The organism is Streptomyces sp. (assembly GCF_036524955.1).
GTDB lineage: Bacteria > Actinomycetota > Actinomycetes > Streptomycetales > Streptomycetaceae > Actinacidiphila.
The window spans coordinates 1-16108 of record NZ_DATDBG010000025.1; the positions used below are offsets into that span (position 1 = coordinate 1).

The following is a 16108-nucleotide window of genomic DNA, read 5'->3' on the forward strand; positions in this document are numbered from 1 at the left end:
GCCCCGGCCGGTGCGCCCGCCGAGGCCGGCTCGGCCGTCGCCGAGGTGGCCGAGACGGACACCGCTGCCGCTGCTCCGGAGACCGCCGAAGCCGACGCGCCCGTGCGGACCCGCCGGCGCGCCACCCGCAAGGCGACGGCCCCCGCCGCTGCCGACGCAGCTTCTTCCGACGCCGGCGCGCAGGCGTCCGCCGGGCCCGGTGACCGCGCCTCGGCCGGCACGGACGACGGAGAGGCCGTCGTGGCCACGCGGCAACGGCAGGCGGCTCGTACCGCCGCCTCCGGTACCGCCGACGCCGCCGAAGGCACCACTCGGCGGACGCGGGGCAAGAAGGCGGCCGCCGTGCCGACCTTCTCCGCCGGAGAGGGGTCGCGGCGGCTGAAGCCCGGCGCGCTCGCGCCCAAGGAGGACGGTACGGCCGGTAACGCGTACACCGGGAAGGCGCTGCGGGACGGCGACGGGTGGGGCGTCGAGGTCGACGACGCCTATGAGATCCGCGGCTACGGCCAGACCGTGGAGGAGGCCACCGCGGAGGCGGTGGCGGCGGTCGCAGCGGCGTTCGGGATTCCCGTGGCGTCCGTGACCATCGACGTACGGACAGGGCCCGAGGGCGCGGAAACCGCCGTGGAGACCGAGCCGGAGGAGCCCCGGGGCCGTGGGCGGCGCCGTGCCGTACGGCCCGCGATGGCCGTCTTCCAGCCGCCGGTGTTCCAGGCTCCCACCGCGCCCGCGGCCCCGCACGAGCCGGTCGAGGCCGACGAGGACGAGGCCGACGAGGACCGCACCCCGCGCCGTCGCCGTCGTCGTCGTGGCGCTGCCGAGCAGCCGGTCGCCGCCGTGACCGCCGCCGACGAGCCGGAGACCGAATCCTCTGCCGACGCGGAACCGTACGACACCGAGGACGAGATCGCGGAGAGCGCGGACGGCGACGGCGAGGGCGAGGAGCGCCCGTCGCGTCGGCGCCGCCGCGGTGGCCGCCGCCGTCGCCGGGGCGAGTCCGCCGAGCACGAGGACGCCTCTGCCGACGAGGACGAGGACGAGCGGGACGACGAGGAGTCCGACGCCGAGTCCGCTGCCGACCAGGCCGACCAGGATGCCGACGGCGGCGCGGGCTCCACGACCAGCCGCCGCCGCAGGCGTCGCCGCCGTCGCGGGGGAGACGCCGCGGGCGACGACGGGTACACCGGCGACGATCCCGAGCGCACCGTCGTCAAGGTCCGCGAGCCCCGCCCGAAGTCGGAGCCGGCCGGTACCGGCGCCGACGAGGTGCAGTCGATCAAGGGCTCCACCCGGCTGGAGGCGAAGAAGCAGCGCCGCCGCGAGGGCCGCGAGCAGGGCCGCCGCCGGGTGCCGATCATCACCGAGGCCGAGTTCCTGGCCCGCCGCGAGGCGGTCGAGCGCGTCATGGTGGTCCGGCAGAACGGCGACCGCACGCAGATCGGCGTTCTGGAGGACGACGTCCTCGTCGAGCACTACGTCAACAAGGAGCAGGCCACCAGCTACGTCGGCAACGTCTATCTGGGCAAGGTCCAGAACGTGCTGCCGTCGATGGAGGCCGCGTTCGTCGACATCGGCAAGGGCCGCAACGCCGTCCTGTACGCCGGCGAGGTCAACTTCGAGGCGCTCGGCCTGTCCGGCGGCCCGCGCCGCATCGAGTCCGCGCTCAAGTCCGGCCAGCCCGTGCTGGTCCAGGTCACCAAGGACCCGATCGGCCACAAGGGCGCCCGCCTGACCAGCCAGGTCTCGCTGCCCGGCCGCTACCTGGTCTACGTGCCCGAGGGCTCCATGACCGGCATCAGCCGCAAGCTGCCCGACACCGAACGGGCCCGGCTGAAGACCATCCTGAAGAAGATCGTCCCCGAGGACGCGGGAGTCATCGTCCGCACCGCCGCCGAGGGTGCCAGCGAGGACGAGCTGCGCCGCGACGTAGAACGGCTCCAGGGGCAGTGGGAGGACATCCAGCGCAAGGCCAAGAGCGGCAACGCGCCGACGCTGCTCTACGGTGAGCCGGACATGACCGTGCGGGTGGTCCGCGACATCTTCAACGAGGACTTCTCCAAGGTCATCGTCAGTGGCGACGACGCGTGGAGCACGATCCACGAGTACGTGTCGCACGTCGCGCCCGACCTGGCGGAGCGGCTGTCGCGATGGACCTCAGAGGTGGACGTCTTCGCGACGTACCGCATCGACGAGCAGTTGCTCAAGGCGCTGGACCGCAAGGTGTGGCTGCCGTCCGGCGGTTCGCTGGTGATCGACAAGACCGAGGCGATGGTCGTGGTCGACGTCAACACCGGCAAGTTCACCGGGCAGGGCGGAAACCTGGAGGAGACCGTCACCCGCAACAACCTGGAGGCGGCCGAGGAGATCGTCCGCCAGCTCCGGCTGCGGGACCTCGGCGGCATCGTCGTCGTCGACTTCATCGACATGGTGCTGGAGTCCAACCGCGACCTGGTGATGCGGCGGCTGCTGGAATGCCTCGGCAGGGACCGCACCAAGCACCAGGTGGCCGAGGTGACCTCGCTCGGCCTGGTGCAGATGACCCGTAAGCGGGTCGGACAGGGGCTGCTGGAGTCCTTCTCCGAGACCTGCGTGCACTGCAACGGGCGGGGCGTCATCGTCCACATGGACCAGGCGACGACGGTCGGCGGCGGTGGCGGCAAGCGGAAGCGGCGCGGGCGCGGCCTCGGGGTCGTGGCCGGCGAGGGCCACGAGCTCGTGCTGGAGCCGGAGGCCGAGATCGAGGAGGCCGAGGCGGCGGAGGCCGTTGAGGCTGTCGAGGTCGAGGAACTGCCCGAACTGGAACCGATCGAGGCCGGCGAGTCGGACCTGGTGCCGGCGGTCGGCGACCCGGAGGAGGAGTGGTTCAGCTCCGCCGCCGAAGCGGAGGCCGCGGCGGGCGCCTCCCGGGGCCGCACCCGGCGGCGTGGCGCCCGTAAGGCCACTGCTCCGGCGGGCGCGCCGCCCGCCGCGGACCACGAGCCGGAGCCGGCCGTGGTGGTCGTACCGGTGAGCGAGCCGGTGATGGTACCGGAGGTGGTACCGGAGGTCTCCACCGAGCCGCCGGTGCGGACCCGGCGCCGCGCGACCCGCGAGGTCACGGCCCCCGCGGGGTCCCCGCCGGACGCGCAGGACGCGGCGGTCGTGGTCGTCACGGCCGAGCGGCCGACTGCGCCCGCCGGGCCCGACGAGGCCGGGCCCGAGGTGTCGACGGAGCCGCCGGTGCGGAGCCGGCGCCGCGCGACCCGCAAGGTCACGGCCCCCGCGGGGTCCCCGGCGGACGCGGAGGACGCGGCGGTCGTGGTGGTGCCGGCCCCGGCACCCGTTTCCGAGGACGCCACGGACGAGGCCGAGCCGAAGAAGCGGGCGCCCCGCAAGGCCGCGGCGAAGAAGACGGCGGCCAAGAAGGCGACGAAGAAGGCGGCGACGAAGAAGGTCGCCGCGAAGAAGACGGCCACCAAGAAGGCCGCGGCGAAGCAGGCGGCCTCCTCCGCGGAGTAGGGCACGGAACAGGCACCCCGGCGGTGGGTGGGGCGTATGTCGCCTCCCGCCCGCCCGCCGGTGTGCCGGGTTTCCCCCCGCGCCGCGCATACGGATGCGGCGCCGTCTGCGGGTCTCCTCGTGGGTCTCGTCGTCGGCGGCTTGCGCCGGTCGACGTCCGATGCCGTCCGCGGGCCTTCCCGCAGGGCGGGTGGGCCTTCCTCCGGCCGCCCGGGTGGATTTGACCGCGTCGGACGCACTCCGTAATCTTGAGCTTCGGCGTTTCTGCGCCTGCGCCTGAGCAGAGTCCTCCTGGGATTCACCGGGAGAGGCCCCCCGCAGGGTTGTTCTGGGGTGGCTGGCATCAGGGGTCCGAATTCGAGCGAGAGAGTGAGTTCCGCGTGTACGCGATCGTGCGTAGCGGTGGCCGTCAGCACAAGGTTGCTGTCGGTGACATCGTCGAGGTTGACAAGATTCCCACGGGCAAGGTGGGCGACGCGGTCGAGCTCTCGACGCTGCTCGTCGTGGACGGGGACGCCGTCACGAGCGACCCCTGGGTGCTGGCCGGCATCAAGGTCGAGGCCGAGGTCGTGGACCACCACAAGGGCCAGAAGATCGACATCCTGCGCTACAAGAACAAGACGGGTTACCGCCGTCGCCAGGGTCACCGCCAGCAGTACACGGCGCTGAAGATCACCGGCATCCCCACGGCTGCGAAGTAAGGGACTGAGGAGAGATGGCACACAAGAAGGGCGCATCGTCCACCCGGAACGGTCGCGACTCCAACGCTCAGCGGCTCGGCGTGAAGCGCTTCGGCGGTCAGCTCGTCAGCGCCGGTGAGATCATCGTCCGCCAGCGCGGCACCCACTTCCACCCCGGTTCCGGCGTCGGCATCGGCAAGGACGACACGCTGTTCGCCCTCGCCGCCGGTGCGGTCGAGTTCGGTACGAAGCGCGGTCGCCGCGTCGTGAACATCGTTCCGGCTGCCTGAGCCTCCCGGCTTCCAGGACGGACCGAAGAACTTTCGAGGGCGGACCTCGCCTCCCGTACCACGGGAAGGCGGGGCCGCCCTCGGCGCGTTACCACCCCGGGTGACCATCCGGCAAGAGCGCGATTCCGCACCGTTCGGCACGAACCCGCGGTATCCCGCACCATCCCGTACGTATCTGGAGGAAGCACCATGACCACCTTCGTGGACCGCGTCGAGCTGCATGTCGCCGCGGGTAACGGAGGCCACGGCTGCGCCTCCGTGCACCGGGAGAAGTTCAAGCCGCTCGGCGGGCCGGACGGCGGCAACGGCGGGCGCGGCGGCGATGTGATCCTCGTGGTCGACCAGGACGTCACGACGCTGCTCGAGTACCACCACAGCCCGCACCGCAAGGCCACCAACGGCAAGCCCGGCGAGGGCGGCAACCGCTCGGGCAAGGACGGTACGGATCTGGTGCTGCCGGTGCCGGACGGCACCGTCGTACTCGACCGGCACGGCAACGTGCTCGCGGATCTGGTCGGCCAGGGCACCAGGTACGTCGCCGGCCAGGGCGGGCGCGGCGGCCTCGGCAACGCGGCGCTCGCGTCGGCCCGCCGCAAGGCCCCCGGTTTCGCGCTGCTCGGCGAACCCGGGCAGGCCCGGGACGTCGTGCTGGAGCTGAAGACCGTCGCCGATGTGGCGCTGGTCGGCTACCCGAGCGCCGGCAAGTCCTCGCTGATCTCCGTCCTGTCGGCGGCGAAGCCGAAGATCGCCGACTACCCGTTCACCACGCTGGTGCCCAACCTCGGTGTGGTGACGGCCGGTTCGACTGTCTACACGATCGCGGACGTGCCGGGGCTGATCCCCGGCGCCAGCGAGGGGCGGGGCCTGGGCCTGGAGTTCCTGCGGCACGTCGAGCGCTGCTCGGTGCTGGTGCACGTGCTGGACACGGCCACCCTTGAGTCCGACCGCGACCCGGTGACCGACCTCGGCGTCATCGAGGCGGAACTGCGGGCGTACGGCGGTGGGCTGGAGAACCGGCCTCGGCTGGTCGTGCTCAACAAGATCGACGTACCCGACGGCCGCGACCTCGCCGAGATGATCCGCCCCGATCTGGAGGCCCGCGGCTACCCGGTCTTCGAGGTGTCCGCCGTCTCCCACGAGGGTCTGAAGGACCTGTCGTACGCGCTGGCGAAGATCGTCGCCGATACGCGCGCCGCGCAGCCGGCCCAGGAGTCCACCCGGATCGTCATCCGCCCGCAGGCCGTGGACGACGCGGGCTTCACCGTCACCCACGAGGGCGACCAGTTCTTCCGCGTCCGCGGCGAGAAGCCCGAACGCTGGGTCCGCCAGACCGACTTCGCCAACGACGAGGCGGTCGGCTACCTCGCCGACCGCCTCAACCGGCTCGGCGTCGAGGACGAGCTTCTCAAGGCCGGCGCCCAGGCCGGCGACGGCGTCGCCATCGGCTCCGACGACGACGCGGTCGTCTTCGACTGGGAACCCTCCCTCGCCGCCGGCGCCGAAATGCTCGGCCGCCGCGGTGAGGACCACCGTTTCGACGCTCCCCGGGCCGCCGTCACGCGTCGTCGTGAGAGGCAGGCAGAGCGGGACGAGGCGGAGGAGGAGTACCGGGGGTTCGATCCGTTCGCGTAACGGGCTGCGGGTGGCCGGGTGGGGTGCCGTGCGCAGTCGCGGGTCGCCGTCCCGGCTGCGGCGGGCGGTGCCCCGCAGGAGCGCCGGGGGCTGCTTTCGGCGCCGTACGCGGATACCCGTCACGGGTGCGGGCGAGGTCCGGCCGTGACGGGTACCCGCCGCGTGGGCCGGACAGCGGACCGTTGCAGTGCGCGTGCGGGTGGTCACCCCTGAGTGAGCGGTGGAAAGCGACAAATACTACGCTGGGGGCTCGCAGCGGAGCAGTGCGGCGCACCGGAGCCGAGCAGAAGTGAGGGCATGTGAAGGCACGCGTCAGCGTCGTCGTGATCACTTACAACGACGCGGAACACGTCACCACGGCGATACGGTCCGCACTGGGCCAGGGTGACGCGGTCGGCGAGGTGCTGGTCGTGGACGACTGCTCGACCGACACCACCGCGGAGGCGCTCGCCCCGCTCGCCGACGCCGACCCCCGGGTCCGCCTGCTGCCGCGCACCACCAACAGCGGTGGCTGCGGCACGCCGCGCAACGACGGCATCGGCGCGGCGCAGTACCCCTACCTGCTTTTCCTCGACAGCGACGACGTACTGCCGGACGGTGCGGTGGACGCGCTGCTGCAGCCGGCCGAGCGGTACCGTGCGGACGTCACCGCGGGCCGGGCGGTACGGCGCGAGCTGCCCGGCGGCCGGGAGACCCTGTGGGCGCCGGAGATCTACGGGCAGGACGCCGCCCTGCCCGGCTCCGACACCGTCCTGCGCGGCATCGAGGGCCACCCCGAACTCCTCTGGGACACCCTGTCGGTCAACAAGCTCTACCGCACCGCCTTCCTCCGTGACCGCCGGCTCACCTTCCCCGACGGCGCCTTCCACTACGAGGACTTCGTCTTCACCGCGCGCGTCTACGCCGCCCGCCCCCGGATCGTGTACTGCGCCGCGCTCGTCTACGTCTGGCACGTCCGCCGCCAGGCCGCCCGCCTGTCCATCTCGCTGCGCCGCGCCGACGTCGCCAACTGGCGGCACCGCATAGCGGCGCACCGCGGCGTCGTGGACACCTTCCGCGACGCGGGTGCGTACGGGCTCGCCGAGGCCGCGCAGGCCAAGTTCCTCGAGTACGACCTGCCGATGTACATACGGGAACTGCCGCAGCGGCCTGCCGCGTACGTCAGCGAGTGGTGGCGGGCGACCCGTGACTACGTGGCCGGGTTCGACCGGGAGGGCGTGGCGCTGGCCGCCGTGCCGTCCCGCTGGATGGCCCGGGCGCTGACCGCGCCCGGCGCCGACGAGCCGGAGCCCGGGGCGACCGGGCTCGGCCGCCTGGTGGAGCTGGCCGCCCGCCCGCCGCGGCTCATCCCGCCGTACGGGAGCACGCCCCCGCCGGAGCTGGCCGAACTGGGCCCCGAGGCGCTGCCGGTCACCGTGGACGCCCAGGTGCAGACCGGCGCCCACACCCGGCTGAGCCTGCGGGTGCACGAACTGTACGGGCGGCTCGCCGCGCTGCACCCGGTGGCCCTGCGGGTGGAGCTCACCGAACGCGGCACGGCCAAGCCCGCCGTCAGTGTGGAGACCCCGCTGATCGGCGAGGGCGACGGCTGGACCGCCGCGCTCCGGCTGAACACCGCGGACCTCGGCCGCGGTGGGCGGCTCGCGGTCTGGCACGTCCGCGCGGAGATCCGGTACGCGGGCACCTCCGGGCGTACCCCGGTGGAGGTCCGGGCCGCCGACGGCCAGGAGGCGCGGCGCAGCGCGGTGGTCCGCCCCACCGGGCAGGTCCTGCTGGTGCAGACCCACATCACCCCGGGCCGCGCCTTGATCCTGCGGGTCGCCGACGGGGTGCAGGGCGCCCGGCGGGTGGCGGGCGGGCGGCTGCGCAGGCTGCTGGGCCGCTGAGCGCCTCTCGTGCCGCGCTCTCGCCTCCGGGCGCGCGGGGACCGGGTGTGGGGGTCCCTCCGGACGGAGTCCGGGGGAGGCCGGCCGTGCTCGATCGCTCGTTCCCCGCGGTCTTGCGGGCGCGCCCGTTTTCGGCACCGGCGCGCCCTTGCCCGACGGCTACACGCTCCCCTTCGCGAGCTCCCGCATCCGCTCGATCACCCGGACGGCCGCCTGCCCGTCGTCCAGGTCGCAGAAGACCTCCTGGAACTTCTTGTACGCCTGCCGGTACCGCTCGCCGACCGCGTCCAGGTCGCCCAGCGCCGTGATCAGCTTGTCGGAGCCGGCGATCAGCGGGCCGGGGGCCTCCCGCTCGAAGTCGAAGTAGAAGCCGCGGAGCTGGTCGCGGTAGTGCTCCAGGTCGTAGGTGAAGAAGAGCATCGGGCGGCCGGTGTTCGCGTAGTCGAACATCAGCGAGGAGTAGTCCGTGACCAGCGCGTCCGCGGCGAGGAAGAGCTCGGCTATCTCCGGGTACTCCGAGACGTCCCAGACGAAGCCCTCACCCGCGCCCGGCACGGTGTCCACCACGTTGGGGTGGCGGCGGATCATCAGCGCGTACCGGTCGCCCAGCGCCTCGCGGGCCTTGGCCAGGTCCAGACGCAGGTCCAGCTTGTAGCGGCCGGGACCGTAGAACTGGTCGTCACGCCAGGTCGGCGCGTACAGCACGACCTTGCGGTCGGCGGGGATGCCGATCCGCTCCTTGACCTCGCGGGCGATCTCCTCGGCGCGCGGCGAGTAGAGCAGGTCGTTGCGCGGATAGCCGGCCTCCAGCAGTTCGCCGTCGAAGGCGAAGGCGCGCTTGAGGATGGGGGTGGAGAAGCGGTTGGGGGAGACCAGGAAGCTCCAGCTCCTCGACTCCTCGGCGACGTTGTCCAGGTAGCGGGCGTTGGCGAACTGGACGTCCTCTATGTCGTGGCCGATCTTCTTCAGCGGGGTGCCGTGCCACGCCTGCACGATGACCTGGCCCTCGCGCCGCTTGATCCAGTGCGGCAGGTGCGCGTTGGTGACGATGTACCGGCAGCGGGCCATCGCCTCGAACCACTCGCGGCCCCACATCCGTACCGTCTGCGCGCCCTCCGGCAGCTCCACCTGGTCGTCCCTGACCACCCACAGGTGCTCAAGGGGCTCCCCGCGGCGGACGAACTCCTCGTACACCGCGCGCGGCGAGTCGGAGAACTGCTTGCCGGTGTAGCTGTCGTAGAGCACCGCGTCCCGCAGCGGCTGCCGGCGCGCCTCCGCGTAGGTGTGGGTGCGCAGCAGCCGCTGCCGGTACGGGCCGCGCTCGTCGTCCTTGAGTGAGGAGGTCACTTCGAGGGCGAGCTTGTCGTAGCCGTATCCGGCGGCCTGGTACGTACGGCCGCGCACCACCGTGGTGGCGGGCAGCCGCTCGGTCAGCTCGGGGACGACCACCACCGGGGAGAGTTCGTCGCTGACCGAGGTGTTCTGGAACATCACGTCCCATCGGCCGGGCCGCAGCGGCAGCGTGCCGGCCAGCGAGGTGACGGCGGCCGGGGTCAGCCGGACCGAGAACCGCCCGTCGGTGACGGTCGCGGTGAAGCTCTTCACCTCGTGGTGGGCGCGGTGCTTGAGCAGGATGTCCACCCGCCCGGTGGAGGTCGGGCAGTCGCCCTCGATCAGCAGTTCGCCGCGGGTGTCCCAGGTCAGCGTGTCCACCAGGGGGCGCAGCAACTGGTCGCTGAGCAGCAGGTAGCCGGGCGCGTTGCGGTGCAGGGCCAGTTCGCGGGGGAGACCTGAGGCGGCCGGCCGCACCGGGTAGTGGCCGGCGTTCAGGCCGTCGTCGGCGATGAGCTGCCGGGGCTTGTCCTCGCCGGGGACGACGATGTCGGTCCGCCAGGTCTCGGCGGTGGGGGGCTTCACCGACGACAGCGGGTTCCCGGCGGTGCGGCCCGCCACCATGTCGGCGACCGGGATGCGTACGGTGAAGGCGGTGGCGCCGTCCTTGAACGGGCCCGGCTCCAGCGGGTAGTGGTGCTCGGCGGGCGTCTTGAGGTGGTGGATGCCCAGCCGGGTGCCCTCGGTGAACCGCCCGGTGACCAGCCCGCGCAGCACGATGTGACCACCGGCCAGTTCGTGTCCGGTGGCGCGGGCCTTGACCTTCTCCACCCGCAGCCGCAGTCGGCCGCCGACGAACAGCGGCACGATCCGCGTCGCCGCGTCCACGTAGTGCACCGGCGGGTGGGTACCGGAGCCGAACGCGCCCGGGTTGAGCGCCCCGCGGCGCAGCAGCCCGCGGCTGAGGTTGCCTATCGCGAACCGCCAGGTGCCCTCGGCCCACTGGCCTTTGCTCTTCAGCCGGTTGGTGTCCAGGGTCAGCTCGAAGCCGGACCAGTCGTAGGAGTAACGGCCCTGCCCGGAACCGGCGGTGGCCTCGGGACGGCGCACGGTCCTGGCGGGCAGGATCAGGGTGCGCTTGGTCCTGCTGTTGCGCAGGCCGATGACCTTCAGCGACATGTGCCGCTTGTGGACGTTCAGATTGCTGACGTAGGAGTGGCCGGAGATCTTGAGTCTGTCGCCCTCCCAGCCGATGCTCTGCACCTTGGTGCGCAGCGCGAGTTCCTGCCCCAGTCGGTAGACATGCTTGGGCACACCGACCGAGGGGTCCTTGAAGAACGGGTACTTGGCGTACCGGCGGAAGCGGCGCACCACCGGCAGGGCGCCTCCGGTGCCCTTCTTCTCGTACGCGAGCACCTCCATCAGCTCGTCGAGCTTGCCCGCGCGGATCAGATGCCACTTCAGCCGCATGATCGACGGCAGCGCGTCCAGCGTGTGCGGGTCCACCCGGCTGAGGAAGTCGGAGGCGACCTTCATGAACAGCTCGCGGAACTCCTGGTCCGCCTCGGGCAGGACGTTGATGAAGATCCGGATGTCGCTGCCGATCGCCGACTTGTCGTACCACCGCTTGTACGTGCGGTACTCCTTGCCGGGCTGCGCGGCCAGGAACCGGCTCACCGAGTCGACGGCGGCCACCCGGTCGCGTACCGCGTTGAGCTCGGTGCGGCGCTGCGTGATGGACGGGCCGGCGCCCGCCTCGCGCTGCCGCCAGTAGTAGACCGGGTCGCTGAGGACGTCCACGCTGCGGGCCCGGAAGTGGGCCGGGATGGTGAGCGGGATGTCCTCGTAGAGCACGCCCTCGGGGAACGCCATCTGGTATTTCTCCCAGAAGTCCCGGCGGAAGACCTTGTTGGGCGCCAGCCGGTCGTATATCAGCGTCTCGTCGCGGGTGATGTGCGTCCTGAGCCGGGTGGTGGCCATCGTCCGCTTGTGCATGGGCGACTGGGAGGTGCCTGCCAGCCGCAGCAGCAGCACGTTCCCGGACAGGAAGTCCGAGCCGGTCCCGTCCAGGGTGCGCACGCACAGGTCGTACGCGTAGTCAGGGATGACGTCGTCGCTGTCGACGAAGGTCAGATAGTCCACGCCCGGCGTGCAGTTGCGCACACCGGTGTTACGGGCGCTGCCCAGGCCGCCGTTGGGCTGCTGGACGAGGGTGAAGCGCGCGTCGCGGGAGGCGAAGGCGCGGGCGATCTCGGCGCTGGAGTCCGTGGAACCGTCGTCCACCATGACCACTTCGAGCTCTTGCAGGGTCTGGCCGGCCAGCGAGTCGAGGCACTCCTCAAGGTAGGTCTCGACGTTGTAGATCGGCACGACCACCGAGAGCCGAGGGATCATGAGGCGCAACAACCTTTCCGTGGCCGGCAGGGGGGTGAACCGCGAGCCCTGCTTTCCACGAGCTTGCCGGGAGCTCTCCTGGCGTTCTTCCTGGAGCTTTCCGGTGGCGCCGGGTACTCCCGGTTCACCGGGAGTTTATCGCAACGACTTGTGCTCGCTTAGAGTGGCGATATGACCTGGATGATCACCGGCGGTGCCGGATACATCGGTTCGCATGTCGTCAAGGCGCTCGTGGACGGCGGTGAGCGGGTCGTCGTCGTGGACGACTTCAGCACCGGCGACCCCGCGCGGCTGCCCGCCGCGGTGCCGGTCGAACGGGGGAGTGTGCTGGACCGGGGCACGCTCGACCGGGTGATGCGGGAGTACGCGGTCGACGGCATCGTGCACATCGCCGCCAAGAAGCAGGTCGCGGAATCAGTGGAACGCCCGCTGTGGTATTACCGCGAGAACGTCGAGGGGCTGCGGACCGTACTGGAGTCGGCGGTCGACGCCGGGGTGCGCCGCTTCGTCTTCTCCTCCTCCGCGGCTGTATACGGAATGCCCGACGTCGACCTGGTCACCGAGCAGACCCCGTGCGAGCCGATGAGCCCGTACGGCGAGACCAAGCTGGCCGGGGAGTGGCTGGTGAACGCGGTCGGCAGGGCCCACGGCATCGCCACCGCGTCCCTGCGCTACTTCAACGTCGCGGGCGCGGCCAGCCCCGGACTCGGCGACCCGGGCGTCTTCAACCTCGTCCCGATGGTGTTCCAGAGGCTCGAACGGGGCGAGCCGCCGCTCGTCTTCGGCGACGACTACCCCACGCCCGACGGCACCTGCGTCCGCGACTACATCCACGTCGAGGACATCGCCTCCGCGCACGTCGCCGCCGCCCGCCGCCTCGTCGAGGACCCGCAGGCCGCGCTGGTGCTGAACATCGGCCGCGGCGAGGGCGTCTCGGTGGCCGAGATGGTGGAGATCATCGTCGAGGTTTCGGGCCACACTGGTGTCGAACCCGAGGTGGCCCCGCGCCGCCCCGGCGATCCGGCCCGCGTCGTCGCGTCGGCCGAGTCGATCACCAAGGAGCTCGACTGGACGGCCCGGTACGACGTCCGGCAGATGGTGGCCTCGGCATGGGAAGGCTGGCGGCTGCGGCACCCCCGGTAGGCCGGACCACCGTCAGCAGTACCAGCAGTACACACCGGATACGAGGGACGCACGTGACAGCGGCGGCACGGCAGGACGTGGTGGAGGCCCGCAGGGTCGTGGTCAAGGTCGGCTCCTCCTCGCTGACCACCGCCGCGGGCGGCCTGGACGCGGACCGGGTGGACGCGCTGGTGGACGTGCTGGCCAAGGCGAGAGGCGAGCGGCCGGGCGGGGAGCGGGGGAGAGGCGAGCGCTCCTCGGGCGACCGCTCCGGCGGCGACCGTTCGGCGGGCGACCGCGAGATCGTGCTGGTCTCCTCCGGCGCCATCGCCGCCGGTCTCGCCCCGCTCGGCCTGGACCGGCGCCCCCGCGACCTGGCCCGGCAGCAGGCCGCCGCCAGCGTCGGCCAGGGCCTGCTGGTGGCCCGCTACACCGCCTCCTTCGCCCGCTACGGCATCCGCGTCGGCCAGGTGCTGCTCACCTCCGACGACGTCAGCCGCCGTACCCACTACCGCAACGCGTACCGCACCCTGGACCAGCTCCTGGCCATGGGTGCGCTGCCGGTCGTCAACGAGAACGACACGGTCGCCACGGACGAGATCAGGTTCGGCGACAACGACCGGCTCGCCGCGCTCGTCGCCCACCTGGTCCGGGCCGACCTGCTGGTGCTGCTCTCCGACGTGGACGGCCTCTATGACGGCGACCCGCGGACCCCCGGCACCAGCCGGATAGCCGAGGTCACCGGCCCCAAGGACCTGGAAGGGGTCTCCATCGGCAGCGCGGGCCGGGCCGGGGTCGGCACCGGCGGGATGGTCACCAAGGTGGAGGCCGCCGCGATCGCCACCGGCGCCGGGGTCCCGGTCGTCCTCACCTCGGCCGTGCACGCCGCCGACGCGCTCGCCGGGCGGCCCACCGGCACGTACTTCCACCGCACCGGCAAGCGCTCCGCCGACCGGCTGCTGTGGCTGGCGCACGCCTCCACCCCGCGCGGCGCACTCCGGCTGGACGCGGGCGCGGTCCGCGCGGTCACCCAGACCGGCGGCTCGCTGCTGCCCGCGGGGCTGACCGCGGTGGAGGGCGACTTCGTGGCCGGGGACCCGGTCGACCTGCTGGACGAGTCGGGCCGCGCGGTCGCCCGCGGCCTGGTCAACTTCGACGCCCGCGAGCTGCCCAGGCTGCTCGGCCGGTCCACCCGGGACCTGGCCAGGGAGCTCGGCCCGGCCTACGAACGCGAGGTCGTGCACCGCGACGACCTCGTACTCCTGCGCCCCTGAGCGAGCCCGCTCGGTACTTCTTGGGTAAAACGGCCCCGCACTCTGCCCGAGCCTGGTCAACTTTGATGCGGAGGAGTCGTCCGCACCGCGCGGGGCCACCCGGTTCCGCAAGGGACCTTCCGCGCGCGGACGGCGCTCGGGAACGTAACCCACAGGGAGGCCGCCGGTGAAACGAGGGCGCCCAGGGCCGTTGTCCAGGGGTACGGCAGAACGCGCGCTGGTCAGCGTCGACAGCGGCGGCGGCACCGGCACGGCCGGCACCGGGGGCTCCGGTGGCGGTGGCGCGGCGGCGCCTTGCCAGGCCGAGGAGCGCGACCCTTCCCGGCTGTGGCACGTCACCCTCAGCGTCTCGGGGCCGCGGACCCCGCTGGCCGAGGTCAGACGCGGCCTCGAACAGCTCGCCAACGACCACCCCTTCCTGCTGACCAGCCGCTATGCCGTCGACCACGCGGAGGTCCGGTACTGGGAGGAGGCCCGCGACGTGCACGACGCCGCCGCGATGGCGCTGCGCCTGTGGGGCGAGCACCGGTCCACCGCGGGGCTGCCGCCGTGGGAGACGGTCGGCCTGGAGGTGATCGACCGGGCCACCTACCACCAGCGCCTTGCCGAGGGATACGGGCCGCCGCCCGCGGTGCCGGTCGGCGTTCATCCGTTCTGAACCCGCGCCGCCCGGTACGCTGCCCTTATGACCGTCCGCCGGGAATTCTCCCCCTCGCCGCTCCCCACGTCGCCCGTCATGCTCGCGGCCTACCGGGCCCGCGCCGCCGCCGCCGACCTGGCCCCGCTGCCCCGGTCGGCGAAGGACGACGCCCTGCTGGCCATCGCGGACGCGCTGATCGTACGGACCCAGGAGATCGTCGCGGCGAACGCGAAGGACGTGGCCAAGGCCGAGGAGGCAGGCACCAGCCCCGCCGTCGTCGACCGCCTGACCCTCACCCGGGAGCGGGTCGCCGCCATCGCCGCCGACGTGCGGCACGTCGCGGGCCTGCCCGACCCCGTCGGCGAGGTGCTGCGCGGATCGACTCTCCCCAACGGCCTGGAGCTGCGGCAGCTCCGCGTGCCGCTGGGCGTGGTCGGCATCATCTACGAAGCGCGCCCCAACGTCACGGTGGACGCCGCCGCACTGTGCCTGAAATCCGGCAACGCGGTGCTGCTGCGCGGCTCGTCCTCCGCGTACGCCTCGAACACCGCGCTGGTCACCGTGGTGCGCGACGCCGTCGGCGGGGCCGGGCTGCCCGCCGACGCCGTGCAGCTCGTCCCCGGCGAGAGCCGCGAGTCCGTCACCGAGCTGATGCGCGCCCGGGGCATGGTCGACGTCCTCATCCCGCGCGGCGGCGCCTCGCTGATCCGTACCGTCGTCGAGGGCTCCACCGTCCCGGTGATCGAGACCGGTACCGGCAACTGCCATGTGTACGTGGACGCCGACGCCGACCTCGACATGGCCGTGCGGATCCTGGTCAACTCCAAGGCACAGCGGCCCAGCGTCTGCAACGCGGCCGAGACGCTGCTCGTCCACCGCGACATCGCCGACCGCTTCCTGCCGCTCGCCCTGGACGCGCTCGCCGAGGCCGGCGTCACCGTGCACGGCGACCCGCGCGTCCTGGAGCTCGCCGAGTCCTCCGGCAGCAAGGCCACCGTCGTCCCGGTGACCGGCGAGGACTGGGAGACCGAGTACCTGTCGTACGACATCGCGGCCGGCGTGGTGGACTCGCTGGACGCGGCGGTCGAGCACATCCGGCTGTGGTCCTCCGGCCACACCGAGGCTATCGTGACCGGCTCCCAGCCCGCTGCCCGCCGCTTCACCCAGCTGGTCGACGCGGCGGCGGTCATGGTGAACGCCGCCACCCGGTTCACCGACGGCGGCCAGTTCGGCTTCGGCGCGGAGATCGGCATCTCCACCCAGAAACTGCACGCCCGCGGACCCATGGGTCTGCCGGAGCTGACCTCGACCAAGTACGTGGTGACCGGAGACGGCCACACTCGCTGATCGATCCGGATTC

Annotated in this window: 10 protein-coding genes; 9 read left to right on the forward strand and 1 reads right to left on the reverse strand. The window is 72.4% G+C overall.

The window, feature by feature from the left end:
- The 5 genes from VIW71_RS02110 to VIW71_RS02130 all read left to right on the forward strand — a co-directional run.
- The coding region (locus VIW71_RS02110) for an Rne/Rng family ribonuclease (protein WP_414720626.1) at positions 1-3498 on the forward strand (3498 nt) is incomplete at its 5' end.
- 380 nt (positions 3499-3878) lie between these two features.
- Positions 3879-4199, forward strand: a complete 321-nt coding sequence (rplU, locus tag VIW71_RS02115; RefSeq protein ID WP_331620113.1) for a 50S ribosomal protein L21 — start codon at positions 3879-3881, stop codon at positions 4197-4199.
- 14 nt (positions 4200-4213) lie between these two features.
- On the forward strand, positions 4214-4468 hold the full coding sequence (gene rpmA, locus VIW71_RS02120; protein WP_331620114.1) for a 50S ribosomal protein L27: 255 nt from the start codon (positions 4214-4216) through the stop codon (positions 4466-4468).
- Between the two features lie 189 nt (positions 4469-4657).
- The gene (obgE, locus tag VIW71_RS02125) at positions 4658-6100 is read left to right on the forward strand and encodes a GTPase ObgE (protein ID WP_331620115.1); all 1443 of its coding nucleotides are present in this window, start codon (positions 4658-4660) and stop codon (positions 6098-6100) included.
- A 299-nt stretch (positions 6101-6399) separates the two neighbouring features.
- The gene (locus tag VIW71_RS02130; RefSeq protein WP_331620116.1) at positions 6400-7986 is read left to right on the forward strand and encodes a glycosyltransferase family 2 protein; all 1587 of its coding nucleotides are present in this window, start codon (positions 6400-6402) and stop codon (positions 7984-7986) included.
- A gap of 159 nt (positions 7987-8145) precedes the next feature.
- Here the strand turns inward: VIW71_RS02130 and VIW71_RS02135 are convergent, their stop codons facing one another.
- Positions 8146-11712, reverse strand: coding sequence for a bifunctional glycosyltransferase/CDP-glycerol:glycerophosphate glycerophosphotransferase (locus VIW71_RS02135; protein ID WP_331620119.1), 3567 nt, complete (start codon positions 11710-11712; stop codon positions 8146-8148).
- A 171-nt stretch (positions 11713-11883) separates the two neighbouring features.
- Here VIW71_RS02135 and galE point away from each other — a divergent pair, with 171 nt between their 5' ends.
- The 4 genes from galE to VIW71_RS02155 all read left to right on the forward strand — a co-directional run bounded on the left by galE (position 11884) and on the right by VIW71_RS02155 (position 16095).
- Positions 11884-12855, forward strand: a complete 972-nt coding sequence (gene galE / locus VIW71_RS02140) for a UDP-glucose 4-epimerase GalE (RefSeq protein WP_331620120.1) — start codon at positions 11884-11886, stop codon at positions 12853-12855.
- Between the two features lie 77 nt (positions 12856-12932).
- Positions 12933-14108 (forward strand): glutamate 5-kinase, encoded by a 1176-nt coding sequence (gene proB, locus VIW71_RS02145; RefSeq protein WP_414720627.1) that lies wholly within the window; start codon positions 12933-12935, stop codon positions 14106-14108.
- Positions 14109-14274: 166 nt separating this feature from the next.
- Positions 14275-14766 (forward strand): hypothetical protein, encoded by a 492-nt coding sequence (locus VIW71_RS02150; RefSeq protein WP_331620123.1) that lies wholly within the window; start codon positions 14275-14277, stop codon positions 14764-14766.
- A gap of 27 nt (positions 14767-14793) precedes the next feature.
- Complete coding sequence (locus tag VIW71_RS02155) at positions 14794-16095, forward strand: glutamate-5-semialdehyde dehydrogenase (RefSeq protein WP_331620124.1); 1302 nt, start codon at positions 14794-14796, stop codon at positions 16093-16095.
- The last annotated feature ends 13 nt before the right edge of the window (positions 16096-16108 follow it).

Excerpts from the sequence above, each read along its gene's own strand:
- rpmA (WP_331620114.1), top strand. The coding sequence starts at position 4,214 with ATGGCACACAAGAAGGGCGCATCGTCCACCCGGAACGGTCGCGACTCC.
- obgE (WP_331620115.1), top strand. The coding sequence starts at position 4,658 with ATGACCACCTTCGTGGACCGCGTCGAGCTGCATGTCGCCGCGGGTAAC.
- VIW71_RS02135 (WP_331620119.1), bottom strand. The coding sequence starts at position 11,712 with ATGATCCCTCGGCTCTCGGTGGTCGTGCCGATCTACAACGTCGAGACC.
- galE (WP_331620120.1), top strand. The coding sequence starts at position 11,884 with ATGACCTGGATGATCACCGGCGGTGCCGGATACATCGGTTCGCATGTC.
- VIW71_RS02155 (WP_331620124.1), top strand. The coding sequence starts at position 14,794 with ATGACCGTCCGCCGGGAATTCTCCCCCTCGCCGCTCCCCACGTCGCCC.